The 18,007-nt window shown below is 59.2% G+C and carries 19 protein-coding genes and 1 pseudogene; 4 read left to right on the forward strand and 16 right to left on the reverse strand.

The genetic code is table 11. The features are described from left to right. The first annotated feature begins 1 nt into the window (after position 1). Positions 2 to 1,303 carry an ATP-binding protein gene (locus tag QF010_RS07675; protein WP_429532795.1) on the forward strand — a complete coding sequence of 434 codons (1,302 nt, stop codon included), beginning with the start codon at positions 2 to 4 and terminating at the stop codon, positions 1,301 to 1,303. 166 nt (positions 1,304 to 1,469) lie between these two features. Here the strand turns inward: QF010_RS07675 and pncA are convergent, their stop codons facing one another. The 4 genes from pncA to QF010_RS07695 are packed head-to-tail and all read right to left on the reverse strand — an operon-like array spanning position 1,470 to position 4,011. Next, positions 1,470 to 2,099 carry a bifunctional nicotinamidase/pyrazinamidase gene (gene pncA, locus QF010_RS07680; RefSeq protein ID WP_429532796.1) on the reverse strand — a complete coding sequence of 210 codons (630 nt, stop codon included), beginning with the start codon at positions 2,097 to 2,099 and terminating at the stop codon, positions 1,470 to 1,472. 50 nt (positions 2,100 to 2,149) lie between these two features. Continuing rightward, a complete protein-coding gene (locus QF010_RS07685; RefSeq protein ID WP_429532797.1) occupies positions 2,150 to 2,926 on the reverse strand; it encodes an anti-sigma factor family protein in 777 nt (258 codons plus the stop codon). Next, positions 2,923 to 3,420: a sigma-70 family RNA polymerase sigma factor gene (locus QF010_RS07690; protein ID WP_197281712.1), complete on the reverse strand. Its 498-nt coding sequence runs from the start codon at positions 3,418 to 3,420 to the stop codon at positions 2,923 to 2,925. Before QF010_RS07690 ends, QF010_RS07685 begins: the two co-directional genes overlap by 4 nt. 54 nt (positions 3,421 to 3,474) lie before the next feature. Further along, complete coding sequence (locus tag QF010_RS07695; RefSeq protein WP_429509759.1) at positions 3,475 to 4,011, reverse strand: tetratricopeptide repeat protein; 537 nt, start codon at positions 4,009 to 4,011, stop codon at positions 3,475 to 3,477. Between the two features lie 187 nt (positions 4,012 to 4,198). On the opposite strand from QF010_RS07695, the pseudogene QF010_RS07700 reads away from it, so the two are divergent. Further along, positions 4,199 to 4,545 (forward strand): annotated as a pseudogene (locus tag QF010_RS07700) (hypothetical protein). Here the strand turns inward: QF010_RS07700 and QF010_RS07705 are convergent. The 5 genes from QF010_RS07705 to QF010_RS07725 form a co-directional block, all read right to left on the reverse strand. Beyond that, positions 4,542 to 5,495, reverse strand: a complete 954-nt coding sequence (locus QF010_RS07705; RefSeq protein ID WP_033055120.1) for a D-2-hydroxyacid dehydrogenase family protein — start codon at positions 5,493 to 5,495, stop codon at positions 4,542 to 4,544. The pseudogene QF010_RS07700 and the gene QF010_RS07705 overlap by 4 nt on opposite strands. A gap of 13 nt (positions 5,496 to 5,508) precedes the next feature. Next, positions 5,509 to 6,534: an alpha/beta fold hydrolase gene (locus tag QF010_RS07710; RefSeq protein WP_429532798.1), complete on the reverse strand. Its 1,026-nt coding sequence runs from the start codon at positions 6,532 to 6,534 to the stop codon at positions 5,509 to 5,511. 85 nt (positions 6,535 to 6,619) lie between these two features. Continuing rightward, positions 6,620 to 7,054 (reverse strand): YqaA family protein, encoded by a 435-nt coding sequence (locus tag QF010_RS07715; protein WP_429532799.1) that lies wholly within the window; start codon positions 7,052 to 7,054, stop codon positions 6,620 to 6,622. After that, positions 7,054 to 7,500, reverse strand: a complete 447-nt coding sequence (locus tag QF010_RS07720; protein ID WP_429532800.1) for a DUF411 domain-containing protein — start codon at positions 7,498 to 7,500, stop codon at positions 7,054 to 7,056. The genes QF010_RS07715 and QF010_RS07720 overlap by 1 nt, the downstream gene beginning before the upstream one ends. Positions 7,501 to 7,721: 221 nt before the next feature. After that, positions 7,722 to 8,717, reverse strand: coding sequence for an aldo/keto reductase (locus tag QF010_RS07725; RefSeq protein ID WP_429532801.1), 996 nt, complete (start codon positions 8,715 to 8,717; stop codon positions 7,722 to 7,724). 118 nt (positions 8,718 to 8,835) lie between these two features. On the opposite strand from QF010_RS07725, the gene QF010_RS07730 reads away from it, so the two are divergent. Further along, positions 8,836 to 9,762 carry a LysR family transcriptional regulator gene (locus QF010_RS07730; protein ID WP_429509766.1) on the forward strand — a complete coding sequence of 309 codons (927 nt, stop codon included), beginning with the start codon at positions 8,836 to 8,838 and terminating at the stop codon, positions 9,760 to 9,762. On the opposite strand, the gene QF010_RS07735 is transcribed toward QF010_RS07730, so the two are convergent. From QF010_RS07735 to QF010_RS07760, 6 genes are all read right to left on the reverse strand, one after another. After that, on the reverse strand, positions 9,751 to 10,704 hold the full coding sequence (locus tag QF010_RS07735; protein ID WP_429532802.1) for a GNAT family N-acetyltransferase: 954 nt from the start codon (positions 10,702 to 10,704) through the stop codon (positions 9,751 to 9,753). The two genes, QF010_RS07730 and QF010_RS07735, sit on opposite strands and share 12 nt — an antisense overlap. Next, on the reverse strand, positions 10,704 to 11,993 hold the full coding sequence (locus QF010_RS07740) for a phenylacetate--CoA ligase family protein (protein WP_429509769.1): 1,290 nt from the start codon (positions 11,991 to 11,993) through the stop codon (positions 10,704 to 10,706). Before QF010_RS07740 ends, QF010_RS07735 begins: the two co-directional genes overlap by 1 nt. Before the next feature lie 66 nt (positions 11,994 to 12,059). Further along, positions 12,060 to 14,462 carry an aldehyde dehydrogenase family protein gene (locus QF010_RS07745; RefSeq protein ID WP_429532803.1) on the reverse strand — a complete coding sequence of 801 codons (2,403 nt, stop codon included), beginning with the start codon at positions 14,460 to 14,462 and terminating at the stop codon, positions 12,060 to 12,062. A 1-nt stretch (position 14,463) separates the two neighbouring features. Continuing rightward, the gene (locus QF010_RS07750; protein WP_429532804.1) at positions 14,464 to 15,594 is read right to left on the reverse strand and encodes a LuxE/PaaK family acyltransferase; all 1,131 of its coding nucleotides are present in this window, start codon (positions 15,592 to 15,594) and stop codon (positions 14,464 to 14,466) included. 21 nt (positions 15,595 to 15,615) lie between these two features. Beyond that, a complete protein-coding gene (locus QF010_RS07755; protein ID WP_429532805.1) occupies positions 15,616 to 16,857 on the reverse strand; it encodes an MFS transporter in 1,242 nt (413 codons plus the stop codon). Positions 16,858 to 17,131: 274 nt separating this feature from the next. Then, positions 17,132 to 17,269 (reverse strand): hypothetical protein, encoded by a 138-nt coding sequence (locus QF010_RS07760; protein WP_008155215.1) that lies wholly within the window; start codon positions 17,267 to 17,269, stop codon positions 17,132 to 17,134. A 157-nt stretch (positions 17,270 to 17,426) separates the two neighbouring features. Between QF010_RS07760 and QF010_RS07765 the strand changes: the two genes are divergently transcribed. Next, positions 17,427 to 17,615, forward strand: a complete 189-nt coding sequence (locus QF010_RS07765) for a hypothetical protein (protein WP_033055104.1) — start codon at positions 17,427 to 17,429, stop codon at positions 17,613 to 17,615. Between the two features lie 19 nt (positions 17,616 to 17,634). On the opposite strand, the gene QF010_RS07770 is transcribed toward QF010_RS07765, so the two are convergent. Further along, positions 17,635 to 18,006 carry a fe2+ zn2+ uptake regulation protein gene (locus QF010_RS07770; RefSeq protein ID WP_033055102.1) on the reverse strand — a complete coding sequence of 124 codons (372 nt, stop codon included), beginning with the start codon at positions 18,004 to 18,006 and terminating at the stop codon, positions 17,635 to 17,637. Position 18,007: the final 1 nt, after the last annotated feature.

Below are 18,007 nucleotides of genomic sequence, written 5' to 3' on the forward strand. Positions count from 1 at the left end.
GATGTTCAGAATCCTGTTTCGCCTGTACCTGGTCACCATCGTTTCGTACAGCGCGGCGATCTATCTGGTGCCTGACGTGGTGATCAAGGTCTTCCAGGAGCGCTTTGTCACTTACAACCTCGATTATTCGCGCGGGCTGCAAACCCTCATCGTCAAACAGTTTCACGCCGTGCCCCCGGAACAGTGGCCGGCCTTGGCCGCGGAGATGGACAAGGAATTCCAGCCCCTGCACATCGTCCTCACCGGTAACGACGATGCCGATTTTACCCTTGATGAGCGCAAGCGTTTGCAGCGTGGCGAGAACGTCGTGCGCATTGGCGACTGGGGCTGGCGCACCCTGGCGGTGTCGCCGCTGAACGAGCGGACGGTGGTGGAGATGGTCGTGCCACCGGACCCGGTGGACGTCAGCCTGTTGTACTGGAGCATCAACGTGCTGATCGGCGCGACCATGCTCGCCTGCCTGTTGCTGTGGTTGCGCCCGCACTGGCGCGACCTGGAACGCCTCAAAGGTACGGCTGAACGTTTCGGCAAGGGCCACTTGAGCGAGCGCACACAGATTTCCAAAAGCTCCAACATCGGTAGCCTGGCCAACGTCTTCGACACCATGGCTGGCGATATAGAAAACCTGCTCAACCAGCAGCGGGACCTGCTCAATGCCGTCTCTCACGAATTGCGCACGCCGCTGACACGACTGGATTTCGGCCTGGCGCTGGCACTGTCCGACGATTTACCCGCCGCCAGTCGCGAGCGTCTGCAAGGTCTGGTCGCGCACATTCGAGAGCTCGATGAGCTGGTGCTGGAACTGCTGTCCTACAGCCGCCTGCAAAACCCGGCGCGGCTGCCGGAGCGGGTCGAGGTGTCGCTGGATGAATTTATCGACAGCATTCTTGGCAGCGTCGACGAAGAACTGGAATCCCCGGACATCGTTATCGATGTGCTCCTGCACGGACAACTTGAACGCTTCGCCCTCGACCCAAGGCTGACTGCCCGCGCTATTCAGAACCTGCTGCGCAATGCGATGCGCTACTGCGAAAAACGCATTCAGATTGGTGTGCAGGTGTGTGCCAAGGGGGCTGAAATCTGGGTGGACGATGACGGGATCGGTATTCCGGATGAGGCGCGTGAGCGGATATTTGAACCTTTCTATCGACTGGATCGCAGTCGGGATCGGGCCACGGGAGGCTTCGGTCTGGGGTTGGCCATCAGTCGTCGGGCGTTGGAAGCTCAAGGCGGCACGCTCACCGTCGAAGCGTCGCCGCTGGGTGGGGCACGGTTTCGTTTGTGGTTGCCCACCTCAGTCTGACGCATTCTGTGTAGCAGCTGCCGAGCTGTGGTGAGGGGATTTATCCCCGTTCGGCGGCGAAGCCGTCGTAATCCATTGGACGCGGTGTGGCTGGAAAAACAGGGGCCGCTTCGCAGCCCAACGGGGATAAATCCCCTCACCACAGCTCGACAGCTGCTACAGGGGGTTAGCCTGGCACTTCGGTTGATGCAATCAACCCAACCCCAGCCACCTGCATCCGTTCGATCGCCGCGGCCAGTGAGCCGTCCAGATCAATCGCCCGACACGCATCCAACACCACAAACGCGTTAAACCCTGTCGCCCGCGCATCCAGCGCGGAAAACATCACGCAGAAATCGAGTGCCAGCCCAACCAGATAAACCGTGTCGATACCGCGTTCCTTCAAGTACCCGGCCAAGCCTGTGGTGGTCGTTCGGTCCGCCTCCAGAAACGCCGAGTAACTGTCGATGTCCGGGTTGCAGCCCTTGCGGATGATCAATTGGGCGTGGGGCAGATCCAGATCCTTGTGCAACTCGGCACCGGGCGTGGCTCGCACGCAATGGCCCGGCCAGAGCGTCTGTTCGCCGTAAGGCAGTTGAATGACGTCGTAAGGCGTGCGCCCCGGGTGGCTGGAGGCGAAGGATGCATGTCCCGCCGGATGCCAGTCCTGGGCGATGATGACTTGGTTGAACCGGGCGCCGAGGCGGTTGATCAGCGGGACGATCAGATCACCTTCGGGTACCGGCAACTGGCCGCCGGGGATGAAGTCGTTCTGTACGTCGATGACGAGCAAGGCTGTGCGTGAAGAGATTGGCATGGGTAGGTTCCTCCTTGGAAATGAGGCCCCCAGCATAGTGTCAAAACAGATCACGCGCTCAGCCGGCTTCGCAACAGCTTGGCCATGTCCTCCAGATCCGCTACCGGGTTATGCCCGATCAACATCCAGGCATGTTCCATGTCAGCCCAATAGACAATGTTCATCCCGTACCGGCGCTCTTGGGCGAAATGCCGGCTGCCGCTGTTGGAGCGGGTGACGCACAGCGCCATGGGGCCGTGCGCCGGGTCCAGGTAGGTGATTTGGGCAATGGCGACGCCGTCGTACTCGAGGATTTGCGCGCGCTTGAACTCAGACCGTGGCAGGGCCAGTTTCGCCGGCACAAGATTAAGGCCAAGACGTGCATCGATGGTCCGCAGTTGCGCCTGTTGAGCGGCTTCGTCAGTGGCCAGGTGGTCCAGGGTTTGCGGCACGTAAAGCGACATGTACTCGGCCACCAGCCCGCGCCAGTTTTCCTTTTGCTGGCTCAACTGCCAACCGAGGAACAGCCGATCCGCCACCACACCACTCAACACCAACCCGGCGGCCGCCGCGAGAAACCAGCGCCGATTCATGGCTGGGCGTTCAGGTGAAGGCAAGGTGTCGAGCATCGATTGCAAGCGGTCCACGGGCGCCTGTCGACCCAACTCGTCGTAGGCCTCCTTGAACGGCAGGCTGCTGCGGGCCAGCCATTGCAGGCGCAGGTTGAGCGTCGGGTCCTCGGCAATGGCCGCGTCGATGCGGGTGCGCTGTTCGCTGTCGAGCTGGTTGTCGAGGTAGGCCACCAGTTGCTCATCCGAGGGTACCGTCGGGCGTGCGTGATCGTTCATCGACGTTCTCCTGTGGAAGGGTTCGGCACGGTGTGCAATGGCGGGTATTCGGCCAGTTTTGCGCGTGCCGCAGCCAGGCGACTCATGACAGTGCCGATGGGTACGTCCAGCACGTCGGCCACTTCGCGATAGGACAAACCTTCGACGTAGGCGAGAAACACCGTTTCGCGTTGGGTTTCGGGCAGGGCATCAACGCGCCGGATCACCTGAGCCGCGAGGACATGGGTTTGCGCCGCGTATTCACCGTCGAACGACAAAGCGTTGTCGGCATCCACCAGCCCCTGTCCATGACGCACCCTTCGGGAGCGAACTTCGTTGAGCCAGATCGAGTGCAGAATACTCAGCAACCAGCGGTCCATGCGCGAGCCCGGGACAAACTGCCCGGCACGCTCGAGCGCCCGCACGCAGGTGGCCTGCACCAGGTCTTCGGCGACATGCCGTTGCCGGGACAACAGCAAGCCGTAGCGCCATAAACGCGCCAGGTGCTGGCCCAGTTCTGCCCGTATTGCCTGATCGCTGGCGATGGCGACCTCCGTCTGCTCGGTGTGTCAGGTTTTCGATGAATCGTTGATGGATTCGGCCAGGTCCTGGTATTCCTCGCAGGTGGTGCTGCCGCAGATGGTTTTGATCTGCTGCAACTGCTCTTGCGCCAGATCCAGTCGACCTTTGACCACATACGCTTCGCCGAGGTATTCGCGAACTTGCGCGTAGTGGGGATCAAGTTTGACCGATTGCAGGTAATAACCGATGCCTTCGTCGGTGCGCCCCAGTTTACGTGTAGCGTAGCCGCGATAGTTCAAGGCCTTGGCGGTATTTGGCTGTTTTAGGGTGTCGAGCAGGGCCAGGGCTTCTTCGTAGCGACCGTCCTTGGCCAGCCGATAAGCGTAATCGGTACGGTCGGCGTCCGGTACCAGGCTGCTGGTTTGCTTGAGGCATTTTTGCGACCGGGAGTCGAAGACCTGCCCTTTGGGGCAATTGGGTCTTGCGGGAGCGTCATCGCCACCACCATTGGCGAACGCCAGCGAACTGGACAATGCGATTGCCAGCAGCAACTGGACGGTTAACACAGCGAAACGGGTGTTCATGGGCGATGCTCCACAGGTTAATTCGCTTCAGTTCGGTTTGAGTTGTTCATGGGCAATTCTCAGGGTCGATGAAAGATGAACACCACAGGGTGAACAATTATTCATTTCTTTCTGGCGGTCTGTGCAAGGAAAGCTCAAATCGAGGCGTTATGCTCGACAGCATTCGTTGTCGATCTGGAGCACTGTCATGAAAGATCAGGTCCATCACTCGGCGGCTGCCGGCTATAAAACCGGCGCTGATACCTACGTTCGCGGTCGTCCGGACTATCCGCCGCAAGTGGCCGATTGGCTCACGGGCACCCTTGGTTTGAACGCGAACAAAGCCGTGGTTGATCTGGGCGCCGGCACTGGCAAGTTGTGATTTTCAACCGCGTGCGCTCCACCAGTTTTGTGGCGGCATTACCGGCGGTGGAGCGGGCGAAGGTTGATCAGCAGATCAGGGCGCTGATCGCGGCGGAGCCTGATCTGCGTGGCAGAGACGTCGTTACGGTGCCCTATGAGACGGCAGCGTTTGTGGCGGTGAAGGGCGGTTAGCCCAACAACCGAATCGGTTGTCCCGCAGACCAGGCCTGAATGTCCTCGATCATCTGCGAGAAAAACTGGTGGTAGTTCTGCTGACTGACATACCCGACGTGGGGCGTGGCCAGCACATTGTCCAGGGTTCTGAACGGATGATGAGGCGGCAAGGGTTCCTGGTCGAAAACGTCCAGCGCAGCGCCTGCCAGTCGCCGTTTCTGCAATGCCTTGATCAATGCGGACTCATCGACAATCGGACCACGGGCCGTGTTGACCAGCAGTGCCGTGGGTTTCATCCAGTCCAGCGCCTGGGTGTCCACCAAGCCTCGGCTGCGATCGCTGAGCACCAGATGGACCGACAGCACATCGGCTTGCTCGAACAGTTCCTGCTTGCTGACGTAGGTCACGCCGACCTCGGCCGCACGTTCGGCGGTCAGGTTCTCGCTCCAGGCAATCACCCGCATGCCGAACACCTGACCGAACTGGGCAACGCGAGCGCCGATGCTGCCCAGACCCAGGATCGCCAGGGTCTTGCCGTGCAGGTCGCCACCCAGGCTTTGCTGCCATAAACCGGCGCGCAGGGCCTTGGCTTCGACCACCAGATTGCGGGTCGCGGCCATGATCAGTGCCCAGGTCAGTTCCGGCGCGGCATGTTTGTAACTGTCGGTGCCGCAGACTTGAATACCCAGCGCGGCGGCGGCTTTCAGATCCAGGGCGGCGTTGCGCATGCTGCCAGTGGCCAGCAGCTTGAGTTTCGGCAAGCGCCGCAACAGGTCCTCGTCGAACCGGGTGCGCTCGCGCATCACGCAGATCACCTCGAACTCGCCCAGCCGTGCCGCCAGGGTCTCGTTGTCGGCAGGGTAGTCATGGATGAAGCGAACTTCACCGATGTCGTCCAGCACCGACCAGTCCACCACATCACGGGCCACGTCCTGCCAGTCATCAATCACCGCAATCTGCACTGCCATCAGCCTTACCTCATCAATGAACGGGGTTGGTTTTGTTCAGCCAGGCGAGCAGGGCCTGGTGGAATTGCGCCGGTTCTTCCATTTGCGGCGCGTGGCCCATGCCGGGGAATTCGACCAGCGTCGACCGGGGAATCAGCTTCGCCACCTGCTTGCCGAGGACGTCGTAGTGACCGAGTTTCGCCTTGACCTCGGGCGATGCGATGTCGCTGCCGATGGCGGTGGTGTCGGATGTACCGATCAGCAATAGCGTCGGCATCTTCAGGTCCTTGAACTCGTAGTACACCGGCTGGGTGAAGATCATGTCGTAGATCAGCGCCGAATTCCACGCCACCGGCGTATGCCCCGGTCCTTTGTTCAGCCCGGCGAGCATGTCTACCCAGCGATCGAATTCCGGCTTCCAGCGACCGCCGTAATAGGTGTTGCGTTCATAGGTGCGGATGCCTTCGGCCGTGACTTTGAGCTCGCGTTCGTACCATTGATCAACCGTGCGATAGGGAACGCCGAGGGCTTTCCAGTCTTCCAGGCCGATGGGGTTGACCAGTGCCAGTTGTTCGACTTGATCGGGGTATTGCAGCGCATAACGAGTGGCGAGCATGCCACCAGTGGAATGCCCGAGAATACTGGCTTTCTGAATGCCCAGGGCCTTGAGCAGCTGCTGGGTGTTGGTTGCCAGTTGCTGGAAGCTGTACTGATAGTTGTCGGGTTTACTGGAGGTGCAGAAACCGATCTGGTCCGGGGCGATGACCCGGTAACCGGCCTCGCTCAGGGCCTTGATCGAAGTGTCCCAGGTGGCACCGCAGAAGTTCTTGCCGTGCATCAGCACCACGCTGCGTCCATTGGCCTTGCCGTGGGCGGCGACATCCATGTAACCCATTTGCAGGGATTTGCCTTGGGACTCAAAGGCGAAATGCTTGACCGTGTAGGGGTACTCGAAGCCTTGCAGCTGCGGGCCATATTCCGGCCCTTCGGCGTGGGCGATGACGGGCAATGCAGCGGTCAGCAGCAGGCCGGGCAGCCAGCGGGAGCGGGTGAGGGGCATGGGGGAACTCCATTGGAAATCGGCCGATGCTGGATCGGCATGATTAGGGCGACATTAAACACAGGCAATCGCCGTGGATGATCGTTCAACCCATCCAGCCCACTGTGGCCATGGCCAACACACCATAACGGGCGCCTTTGGCAAGGGTCACGATCAGCAGGAATCGCCCCAGCGGCTCGCGCATCACGCCGGCCACCAGGGTCAGCGGATCACCGATCACCGGCACCCAGCTCAGCAGCAACGACCAATGACCGTAACGCTGATAATGGACTCGGGCATTTTCCAGATGGCGCGGGCTGACCGGAAACCAGCGCCGATCGCGAAACCGCTCGATACCGCGCCCCAGCCACCAGTTCAGCAGTGACCCCAGGACATTGCCCAATGTCGCCACGGCAAGCAGCGACCAGAGCCAATACTTGCCGCTGAGCAACAGCCCCACCAACACCGCTTCGGACTGCAAGGGCAGCAAGGTTGCCGCACCGAATGCGGCGAAGAACAGCCCGATGTACGCACCGAACATCAATGGGTGGGGTAGTCCGCCACCACCACGTCAGTGCCGTCTTTCTTCAGGCCGATCACTTGATACGCATCGCTCATGCCGTCCATTTCCATGCCGGGTGAACCCATGGGCATGCCGGGGGCGGCAACGCCCAACAGATCGTTGCGCTTGCTCAAGGCCAGCACCTGGTCGGCGGGGACATGACCTTCAACGAATTTGCCGTTGATCAAGCCGGTATGGCACGACGCCAGACGCGGAGGTACGCCGTGCTGTTGCTTGAATTCGCTCATGTTGGCTTCGACGTGATCGTCGACTTTGAAGCCGTTGGCTTCCAGATGGCTGATCCATTTTTTGCAGCAACCGCAATTGGCATCGCGGTGGACCTCGATCGGGATCAGGTCGGCGGCCTGGGCCAGGGAGGAAATGAACAGGGCGCTCAGGGCGACCAGACGCAGGTGGGTTCGCATGGGGAATCTCGTTTCGAATGGCGGCCAAAAAAATGCATTCTGACCATTTTAGCCCGCATCGAGGCAGGAGATTGTTTCGAAGTAATACGAGTTTCAGCAGCCACGCATTCTTTGCAGCCTGCGTCCGGCTGTGAAGCAGTCGTAAAATCAGAACTCACGGTGCATCAGCCAGATCGTGTAAGCCGGATTTACGACTGCTACGCAGCCGGGCCAAGTGTCCGTTACCGGTCAAGCAACTTCATGACTTCCTCCGGGTAACGTAAGCCCGCCGTGGCATTGGCCGGGAATATCGCTTCCAGCGCTTGCAAGTCTTCGCCGCTGAGTTTCACGTTCAGCGCGGCCACATTTTCTTCCAGGTATTTACGCTGTTTGGTTCCCGGAATCGGGATCACGTAATCACCCTGAGCCAGTACCCACGCGAGCGCCAGTTGGCCAGCGGTCACGCCTTTTTCTGCGGCCAGGTCCTGCACTTGCCGCACCAGCAACAGGTTCCTGGCGAAATTCTCGCCTTGAAAACGCGGGCTGAAACGACGGTAGTCGTCTGCCGCGAAATCATCGGGGCTTTTCAGCGCTCCGGTGAGAAAGCCACGGCCCAAAGGGCTGTAAGGGACGAAGGCGATCCCTAGGCGCTGACACGTAGCCAGACAACCGTTTTCCTCCTGATCACGACTCCACAACGAATACTCGCTCTGCAGTGCACTGATCGGATGAACCTTGTGTGCCCGCTCAAGCGTTGCGACCGAGGCCTCGCTCAAACCCAGGTACCGAACCTTGCCGGCTTTCACCAGGTCGGCCATGGCGCCGACGGTTTCCTCGATGGCCACCTGCGGATCGATGCGGTGCTGGTAGTACAAATCCAGGGTCTCGACACCGAGGCGCTTGAGGGTGCCGTCGATAGAGGCGCGAATGTACTCCGGTCGGCCGTTGACGCCCCGCGCAACCGGATTGCCCGGGTCGCGGACGATCCCGAATTTACTGGCCAGAAACACCTGGTCGCGTTTGCCGACGATGGCTTTGCCGATCAGATCTTCGTTGGTGTGCGGGCCGTACATGTCGGCGGTGTCGAGCAGGTTGATCCCCAACTCCAGCGCGCGGTGCAGAGTGGCCGTGGCTTCACGGATGTCCACGCCCGTCGTGTAGAAATCGGTCATGCCCATGCAGCCCAGACCTATCGCGCTCACCTGTGGGCCGTTTTTGCCCAGTTGACGTGTTTGCATGAAATCAGCTCCCTGTGAATGTGGAGTCCATTGTTGATCTCGACAGAAGCAAGATAAACCGGTTAAAACTGCTATCACTGTTCGTAATTTCTAAATAATCAGCCGGTAAGCAAAAGTAATGGACCGTTTTAACGCGATGCGCGTATTCACTCGAATCGTCGAACTGGGCGGCTTTGCCAAGGCGGCGGATAGCCTGCAATTGCCCCGGGCCTCAGTGACCATTCTGATCAAGCAGCTGGAGGCGCATCTCGGTGTGCAGTTGCTGCAACGCACGACGCGGCAGATCAGCCTGACGCTCGACGGCGCGGCCTATTACCCTCGTTGCGTGCGGTTGTTGGCGGATCTGGAGGAAACCGAAGCGGTGTTCAACGCTGCACGCAATAACCCCAAGGGGCTGTTGCGCGTGGACATGCCGGCGGGCGTGGGACGTTTGATGGTGATCCCGGCATTGCCGCAATTTACTGCCCGGTATCCCTTGATCGAGCTGGAAATCGGCTTGAATGACCGGCCTGTCGACCTGATACGCGAAGGCGTCGATTGCGTGCTGCGCGGTGGCGACGCTCTGGACGATTCTCTGGTGGCGCGGCCGCTGGCCATGCTGGACCAGGTCACGTGTGCCAGCCCCGACTACTTGAAGCGATTCGGAACGCCGCAGTCTCTGGCTGACCTTGCAGGTCATCAGATGGTGGAGTACTTCTCCAGCAGCAATGGCAAGCGGTATGGGCTGGAATTCATGGTCAATGATCAGGTTCAGGTGGTTAATCTACCCAAGCACGTCTCGGTTAACAGCGCCGACGGTTATCTGGCCGCTTGTGAGGCGGGGTATGGTTTGGTCCAGACCCCGTATTACCACGTAGCCCGCCAGCTGAGCGAAGGCCTTTTGTGTGAAGTCCTCAGGACGGTGCCGACACCGGGGATGCCGCTGACGGCGCTCTACCCGCCGCACCGCCAGTTGTCCCGGCGGGTGAGGGTGTTTGTCGACTGGCTGGTGGAGCTTTGCGCGCAGCCAGGCAATGACTTTTATCGAAAAGACTCACGCGGCTGAGCGGGCTTTGTTCAGCGCTTCGGCGCAACTCTGCGTGTTGGTGTTTTGCTGTAAATCGTCATGCAAACGTTGCATGTGCGGGCAGTGCAGGTTGAGGTGTCGAGCCTGCGCGCCTCGATGAAACAGTGCGAACCACCCATTACTGACTGATGTAGGCATTAGCCCGGTAAAGGTGAAGCCACGGGCCGCTAAATTGCGAAAGTCCTGGGCAAAGTGCCGTGACATCTGAAGTCTGGCCGAGATCAGCCAGTGCCTGGGCAATTGACCGATCTGGTCAAGCAGGCGTTTGGTCAAACGCTGAATGACCATGTCGAATCTTTTATGGTGTTGCTTGAGTTGCAAGGGCAGAGAAGACAACGGCGTCGTGTCCGGATGAGTCCCGAACACGGAACACAAGTGCTGCATAAACCCCCGGCAGCTGTCAGGCCATGGGATGTCGGGGAGCGGTCGCGTATGTCCTTCGACGACATGACAACCCATCACGATGGTTTCCGGCAGCGGCTCAGCGAAGGGCGAAGGGACGTAGTCAGGAAGCAATCCCGTGCTGTGGAAACCGATGTTTGCTGCCATGCGTTGCGTGTAAGGATGGTGGGTCACTTGTTTGATCGAGACGCCCTTGAATCCCAGGGAACCCGAGCGCGACAGTAACTCCCGGCCCAGGCGGGTTGCGATACTGTGGCCCTGCGCGGCGGGATGCACCACGCTGAGTGCCAGCTCGGTGGTGTACGCAGGCGTGTCATGGCACAACGCGGCATGCCCTAGAACGCGTACGTCGTCCACCGCCACCATCGACTTCCAGTGCCCCTCGGCATTGTGCTGATTGATCATATTCGGCAAGTAAACATCCGGCTGAACGTAATGATCGCCATAGACCTCGCGAAACAACTGGCTCACGGCACGTGCGTCGGATGGCCGATAGGGTCGAAAAATCAAATGCGGCATCAGGCAGTCTCCGGCGACGGTGCGTCATACACGCGCAAGTCCAGGACCCGCAGCTGTTTGCCGGAACGTGGGTGCAGTTTCAGTGCGGTGACATCGCAGGACAACACTCGCAACTCCAACAGACCCTCGCGGCTCAGTTCCTCGAGGGCGGGATAGTGTTCAACCAGCGCCTCGTACAACGCTCGGCACACCGGTACGGTGGCCATTGATAGCGCTGAGGGAACCCACTTCACACTCAAAATATCTTTGTATCCGTCATGTTCGATCAGCAATTGCCATTGGTCGTTGTGGGCGATGCGTTGGACGATCTGCTGGATGTCATCGATCAGCAGCGACAGTACCCCGACTCGCACGCGCTGGCTGTGCGCGCTACGGCCCTTGAGGGCGAATTTGCGCTTCGGGGTTGAGCCAGGTTCCCGCCAGCACGCGCGGTCGCCCACCGGATAACGCAGCAGTGGCATGAGCCGGCGAGTCAGATTGGTCACCACCAACAATCCGGTTCGATCGCAGTCTTCGATGACTTCACCAGTGAGTTCATCGACGATCTCCAGCAAGGTGTGTGGTTCAAACACCCGATGCTCGCCCAAGGCGCAGTCGCGGCCGCTGGCCCCGATAAGGCCGGCGTCTACGCTGGCGTAGCCAATGGAAGCAATGCGCACGTTGGGAAACACGTCGGTGAGGATCGCCAACTGCGGGGCAAACAGGCTTTCGCCGCCGTACAACAGCGTATCAACCCCGCACAATACTCGCCGATGCTGGTTCAGGTAGGCCGCGAATCTCAGCAGCTGTGCCGGTACGCCGACCAGCACGTTGATCCGGTGCTGATCAATCGCATTGGCCAGTACATCCAGCTCGACGTGTCCGGTAAACGGAAATTCGCAAATGGATCGCCTGACATGTGCCAGGGAGTCGTGGATGAACAGAAAGCTGGCGTAAAGATCACCGGAAAAAAACAGATTGGCGACACGGTCGCCGTCGTTCAGCTGAGAGGAAAAACTTTCTCCAAACGTACTGACGAGTACTTGCCATTCGTCATAGGTGTACACCGTCAGTTTGCCCTGGCTGGTCGATCCGCCGGTTTTAAACACCAGCGCATCGTCGACCTTTCCGGTCAGGACCGGCCAATGACTCAAATCATGGCTGTCAGCCCAATAGTCTGCCGCATTGGTCAGCGGTAGATCTTTTAGTGTGATTCCCTGCGGCGGTAAGTGTTTCAGTTGTTTGCTATAGAAGTTTGAATGTTGTCGTATATAAGGCAGCAGTTGTTCGAGCGAATAAGTTGATTTCACTGGATGCTCTCTTTATATCAGGCGTCTTGATGGTTTAAGACAGGCTGTGAGTAGTGGGTGATGGTTTTATGTTCTTTTATCAATAACCAACGGTGTTTTGCCGCTGTGTTTGTTTCGAGTGAACGCTTGTTCCAAGCACACTTGAACTTCGACAGTTAACAGTTTGGCGTTTACGGCATTGGCCAGTGCTTGATGGCTCAGCAATGCGTTGCGAACCTGGTGGGCGTCTACATCCGTTAGAACTGTCAGCCGCTCGACGCCATCAGGGGCGTGGTCGAGAACAATCTGAATGGGTGCGCCGACGCTATCCTGCAGAGCCGAAGGCGAAATGAACTCCGTGCCCATTCGCATTAGCTTGCCATGGCGCTGGAGCAGTTCGAACCGGGGTGTGTCCAGCCCGCACGCGCAGGCTCCGGGTATCCAGCGACCGGTGTCGCCCACGTCATATCGGCGCACGGTCTGGCCTTGCCGCGCTCGTGAAGTAAACAACAGGCGCCCGATCTCATTGGCCTGAACCGGTTCATCCCGTTCGATCTGCACAATTTCCAGATGCTGGGTGTCGCACATCAAGTGAAACACCCCGTTCGCGGTGGCTGCGCACGCATGTCCCAAGGGGCCGGCGTCGACGGAGCCATAGATCGCCGAGCGGATCATCGAGACCCCGCAGCTTTCCATGAGGCTCAGGCTGGTTTGGCCCGGATGCTCGCCGCCGAGGAACACTTTGCCTATACCTGCGTATGCGCGGAGTCGGGCCTGCTCGTTGAAAAACAGACGATGCAAGGTGCTCGGCATGCCAATCAGTGCGGTGACACGCTGGTCAATGATCAGTTGGGCGATTTCGCTGAAGTCATCGTCCTGGGGCGCCCCCATGGGGAAATGTGTGACGCCCATCTGTTCCAGTATTTTGGTAAAACTGAGGAAACCTCCGTACAGGCTGCCGCCGTAAAACAGGTTCATGACCCGGTCCTGTGAAGGATCGAGCCCGGCGGCGAACAGGCCGTCGGCCGCTGCGCGCATCTGCCGTTGAAAGTCGCGATAGCTGAAACCGGCGAGGGCCGGAGTGCCACTGCTCCCTCCTGAGCGAAAATACAATTGCGCCGCGGTGCCCATCGGCTGGGTCGTGAAGGTGTTTTTGTCCATGATCGGCGCATGGACGGTGTCGGGGGCGGGCGGGAGCGGGTCGAGCGTTGCCCGGCCAGGCAATACATCCGGCGACAGACTCACCGAGAGGCGACGACTCAGACGCGTCAACGCGTAGACGCCATCATGGGGCTCACCGGCGTAGCCGTCATGAATCCCCGCGCAAGGCGCAATACGGGTGACCCCAGCGTTGACCAGCGTTCGCACAAGGCCTGGCGTTTCTGCCGGAGAGCAAATCAGCGCGCAACTTTGCAGGACCGTGCGCCAAGGCAACAGCGTCTCGGCGATCAAGTGTTGCGGTACGGGTTTGAGCAGCACCGTGCGAAACAGCGGCGAAGGCGCGAGCGTCTGATGGTGTTCCCAGATGATCCGCCATCCGGGGCCGGCCCAGACCTGGCCGGTCTGGTTCGCAAAGCAGTAATCCAGTTGCGCCATGGTCGTGCGGGTGGTGATCTCGCACGCTTCCTGGTCCGTAGGCACCAGCGCCGGCCAGTGCGACGCACGACGTTTGAAGGCCTCGCTCAAACGCTCGCCCAGGTCCTGCAGGATGGCCGGATCGTTGCTGTCCACCAGCACCCATTGAGGACTGGAACACGCTTGCTGATCCAGACTGCAAACCTCATCCACCAACGCATCCAGCGCCGAAGCGTTGGCCGCGTCAGGCGTCAGATAAGCGAAACTAATCCTGTGCCCCCAATCGATCCAGCGACATCCGGCGGGGATCTGCTGACGAATCGCCTTGAGCGCCTTTTCACCGCCCCAGGCTGACACGCCATCGGCCTGAACGCAGAGTTCGGCTATCCGGGAAGTGCCCACGGGCAGCACGGCGACGAATTCGGCAAGCCGGCCACGGGCGTCGCACATCACAAAGGCAGCCAGCAATTGCGCTGTCAAACCCGCATCGCTGGCGCTGGGGCGTAACCAGTTGATGTTACCGGCCAGCAGGCTTTCGAGAACCGCGCAGAACGCCAGCATCGGCGCGTTTCCCGGTGTCACATGCACCACCAGCCCCAAGGGGTGCCAGCTTTCAAAGTGTGGCTGCCGGTAGTCGATACGCCTCAGCGAACGGGGTTGCGAACCCAGTTCCCGCTCAAGCTTCCTGCTCAGGTTGCTGCGCTGGCAGAACTCGATCAGCCCCTGACATTGATCGTCGTCCAGAGGCAGGTTCAGGCTGCGAGTCTGTAGTTGCGTGGCGAAACGAGCCGCGGTTTCGATAACGGTCTCACTGTCGATCGGTGCAGAAAGCAATCCGGGCAATTGTTTCTGAAGGTGATCGAGGGCGCTTTGCGGGGTAACGTCATCACGCAGTTGGCCATTGATGAGGTACATATCAAGCCCCTCCCAGCAATTCGGAAGCCGCCATGGCGCAGCTGCGACTGGCGGTGGTACCCGCGCGTCCGTGCAGCTCGAACCAATCGGTCGCCAGGCCGCATCCGCAATGTGCACCGGGGTGTAATGTCGCCAGATCGCCCATGACCACCGCGTGAGCCGGGCTTGACGAAATGTACGGGGAGACGAATTCCAGCAAGCCGCGCTGGCCGTATGGCTGGACCGTGAAATCGGATGGGTTGCGCACGAAAACCTTCGAGTAAAGGGGGGCATGGAAATGATGGCGGGCACATTGGATATAGGGCACGGCATGCTCGACGGCACCGTAGCCATCCCGGCAGCGGGACAGGTCGACACCCAATTGCCGATTGATTCGGGCATACAACTCAAGCAGGGGAACCTCTTGTGCTGCTTGGGTTTTCCAGCCGCCCCCCAAAAACACCAATGACTGGGCGGGTAGCTTGAGATTGGGTGCGGCGGTGTTTTCCATGTGCTGGAGCGCATGGGAAAGCAACGCAGGAAATCCGAGAATCCGCACGGGCAATCCTTCGTCGGCAAACTCCTGTAAGGCGCGAGTCACGCCAAACAGGTCGAACTCGTGACCTTCACCCGTCCGGCGCAAGCCGTAGACGACCCGATTGAGGGGCGCATAGCTGCAGAGAAACTGGTCGGTGTAAGCGGTGCCCAAGGTGATGGCCGCCTCGGGTTCGTAGCTCAGGAGCAAGTAGTTGCAAGGGCTGTCCGGCGTATCCCAGCCGTAGTGCCGGAAAATGTGGCTCACCATGCCTTGAGCCGCTGCCATGCTGCGAAGGTCATAGCGCATGCGACTCTTCTGGCCGCTGGTGCCAGACGATGTCAGCTCCAACGCGCCTTCGCCGGTGGGGCCGAACAATAAGCGACGTTTGAAATAGTTGGCGAAAATCGGTGGCAACCTGGACCAGTCATCCAGCGTCTCCAGGTCCTTTGCCTCGAGCCCGTTTGCGTTTAGCCAGCGTTCGTAGCCAGGCGTGTGGTGACAATGAAACAGGCTGATTTCCCCCATCGCCTGGTCAAACAGGCCCTCGGGTACGGAATCCAGGCAATAGGGTTGCGTTAACGCGCAGAGCGCGTCGGTGTGAGGTAAATGGATCATCAAGAGACCTACTGTGTGGTGTCAGACGGCAAGCGCGATGTGAGAGCGCCGCAGAAACAGGCTTAATGGCGCCAGGCTCAGAAGCCCCGCAAGACCCGCCATCAGGGCGAAGGATTCGTGGCTGTCACCGGCACCGGCAGCCGCAATAAGCGAGCCGCCACCGCCCATGACGGCGATCGAGATCATGCCGATCATGGCCGAGACCAGGCCTTTGCTGTCGTCGCTGGCGAACAGCGCAAGCCGGTACAACGCGGCATTGCTCATGCCAAGACCCACGGCGTAAAGCGCCAGGCAGCTGATCAGCACGACTGTCGAAGCACCGTAGAAGCTGACGGCGACGAGCGCGATGAGCCCGCCGCAAAACGGCCAAAGCGCATATCGAATCAGGGATGGCAGTTCAGTGTTGGCAATCAGTCGGTTGAGGATCAGATTGCCGAGAATGACCGCCGAAAACACCGGGATTTGCCACAGGCCATAGTGCAGGGTTGAAAGCCCCTGGTTGTGGATCAGCAAGAGCGGCGCCAACCCGATCCAGGCAATCAAGGGCAGACTCATCACGCCCAGCGCGACGGCGGCGCAAAGGAATTGCGGGTTGGTCAGCAACGCGGCATAGCGGCGCACGGTGCCGTGCCATTCAAAACGCACGGCTTCCAGTCGCTGACCGTCGTGGCGCAGGGTGCCAACGGTTTCCGGCATGAACAGGTAAAGCCCGAGCCAGACCAGCACGCCGCCGATACCCAGCAGTAAAAACAATTCCCGCCAGGACAACCATTCCAGCAGCAGACTGCCGAGCAACGGCCCCAGAAGCGGGGAGAGCAGCGCAACGTTCCCCAGCAACGCCATGATTTTGACCGCGTCGGCTTCGCAGAAAACTTCTTGCAGGGCCGGGTAGCTGACCGCGATGACAAACCCCAACCCCATGCCCTGAATCAGTCGCAAGCCGTTGAACGCATAAATGCTTTGCACGTTGAACGCCGCGGCACAGGCCAGGGCGAATACCGCACAGCCGATGAGCAACAACCGGCGACGACCGAAGTGATCAGACAGCGGGCCAATCAGCCATTGCAGAAGCATTCCGCCGGCCAGATAAAGATTGAAGGCGTAGGGGACATGGTCGGGGCTGGCATCCAGTTGTCGGGTAACGGTCAACATGGCCGGCATAATCATGTCGCTGGCCATATAGGTCAGCAGTTCGAACAGAGTGATTGCAAGGCAAAAGCCAAACAAATGGTAGGGGCTGATATTGATTAAAGGCTTGTGCATGGCATCCCTGTCTTTGCTCAAAATTCAATAGCGGGTTTTATTGCGATGCCCCGAGAGTAATCATCGAATATCAATAGCTCAAATGGACGATTGAGACCGAAAGCTTCAATGGTTATCGCTATGTTTCGATGTGCACAGGGAAGGAAATAATAAGTGAATATGCATGTACGAAAATGCCCGCGACAGGGCGGGCATTTGTTCAGTAGTTATGGGGTAGGGTATTTGTCTTACGAATGAATGTTCATTTATTCACGCTTTATGACACAACCAACCCTTATCGATGCTGGTAATAACCCGGTCCGCCACGGTCGTAATGGTGACCGCCGTGCCAGCCGCCGTGGGGGAAAACGATGCAGCCGCTCAGTGTCAGGAGAGCGAGCAGGGGAATCAGCAGTGTGATTCGACGGAACATTTCAAAATCCTCATGGTTATCGCCGCTATGAAGCCAAAACTCTTCATCGGCTGTAACATGAGACCCCGTTTGTAGCGTCCCATCCCCGGAGAAAGGTAGGGGCTTGGCATGCGTTCTGATACAAACCGGATACATTTTTCAGGTTCAGGAACTCGCAATGACTCAGTCGCAACGTTTGAAATACTCGATTCTGATCTCCCTCGTGGTGTTGGGGATCATGTTCGGCCTTTCGTATCTGCAAAACGCAGGCGTCATCAGCGAGAAGCTGTTTCAGTACATCGCCATCGGCGTGGCGGTAATCGTGGTGGTGATCAATGGCATGATGCGTCGCAAGGTCAAACCCTGAACGACGCACCTTGAGCGGATCACTCGCGTTGGAGAATGGCTGCAGCGTGCGGATGCAGGCTGTAGCTTTTGTCTGCATTGAGCGTGATCACGCCTTCGCTGCACAAGCGTTTCAACACTTCTCGCACACTGAGAAAGGACAGGGGAATATCCAGGTCCAGCAAGTGGCTGTGCACGCCGCGGACGCCAAGGCTACGGTCGGTTTCGGCGGCAGTCAGCAAGGCGTCGATGACTTTCAGGCGGATCAGGCTGGTTCGCAGACCATAGCTTTTGAGCAACAGCCTGATCCGTTCGTTGCCATTGCGCTCGCCCCGTTGACTGAAAACACCGGAGCCCATGGCGGAGCCCTTTGGCGCATTGCTACCGTCCGTTGGCAGTTGCGAGTTGTACATG

The sequence above is a fragment of the Pseudomonas silensiensis genome (assembly GCF_050434865.1).
In the GTDB taxonomy this organism is placed as follows: domain Bacteria; phylum Pseudomonadota; class Gammaproteobacteria; order Pseudomonadales; family Pseudomonadaceae; genus Aquipseudomonas; species Aquipseudomonas fluorescens_W.

What these genes read in the sequence shown, in the direction of transcription:
- QF010_RS07675 (WP_429532795.1), top strand. Translation starts at nt 2, where the DNA reads ATGTTCAGAATCCTGTTTCGCCTGTACCTGGTCACCATCGTTTCGTAC.
- pncA (WP_429532796.1), bottom strand. Translation starts at nt 2,099, where the DNA reads ATGCCAATCTCTTCACGCACAGCCTTGCTCGTCATCGACGTACAGAAC.
- QF010_RS07685 (WP_429532797.1), bottom strand. Translation starts at nt 2,926, where the DNA reads ATGAACGATCACGCACGCCCGACGGTACCCTCGGATGAGCAACTGGTG.
- QF010_RS07695 (WP_429509759.1), bottom strand. Translation starts at nt 4,011, where the DNA reads ATGAACACCCGTTTCGCTGTGTTAACCGTCCAGTTGCTGCTGGCAATC.
- QF010_RS07705 (WP_033055120.1), bottom strand. Translation starts at nt 5,495, where the DNA reads ATGGCAGTGCAGATTGCGGTGATTGATGACTGGCAGGACGTGGCCCGT.
- QF010_RS07710 (WP_429532798.1), bottom strand. Translation starts at nt 6,534, where the DNA reads ATGCCCCTCACCCGCTCCCGCTGGCTGCCCGGCCTGCTGCTGACCGCT.
- QF010_RS07715 (WP_429532799.1), bottom strand. Translation starts at nt 7,054, where the DNA reads ATGTTCGGTGCGTACATCGGGCTGTTCTTCGCCGCATTCGGTGCGGCA.
- QF010_RS07720 (WP_429532800.1), bottom strand. Translation starts at nt 7,500, where the DNA reads ATGCGAACCCACCTGCGTCTGGTCGCCCTGAGCGCCCTGTTCATTTCC.
- QF010_RS07725 (WP_429532801.1), bottom strand. Translation starts at nt 8,717, where the DNA reads ATGCAAACACGTCAACTGGGCAAAAACGGCCCACAGGTGAGCGCGATA.
- QF010_RS07730 (WP_429509766.1), top strand. Translation starts at nt 8,836, where the DNA reads ATGGACCGTTTTAACGCGATGCGCGTATTCACTCGAATCGTCGAACTG.
- QF010_RS07735 (WP_429532802.1), bottom strand. Translation starts at nt 10,704, where the DNA reads ATGCCGCATTTGATTTTTCGACCCTATCGGCCATCCGACGCACGTGCC.
- QF010_RS07745 (WP_429532803.1), bottom strand. Translation starts at nt 14,462, where the DNA reads ATGTACCTCATCAATGGCCAACTGCGTGATGACGTTACCCCGCAAAGC.
- QF010_RS07750 (WP_429532804.1), bottom strand. Translation starts at nt 15,594, where the DNA reads ATGATCCATTTACCTCACACCGACGCGCTCTGCGCGTTAACGCAACCC.
- QF010_RS07755 (WP_429532805.1), bottom strand. Translation starts at nt 16,857, where the DNA reads ATGCACAAGCCTTTAATCAATATCAGCCCCTACCATTTGTTTGGCTTT.
- QF010_RS07760 (WP_008155215.1), bottom strand. Translation starts at nt 17,269, where the DNA reads ATGTTCCGTCGAATCACACTGCTGATTCCCCTGCTCGCTCTCCTGACA.
- QF010_RS07765 (WP_033055104.1), top strand. Translation starts at nt 17,427, where the DNA reads ATGACTCAGTCGCAACGTTTGAAATACTCGATTCTGATCTCCCTCGTG.
- QF010_RS07770 (WP_033055102.1), bottom strand. Translation starts at nt 18,006, where the DNA reads ATGTACAACTCGCAACTGCCAACGGACGGTAGCAATGCGCCAAAGGGC.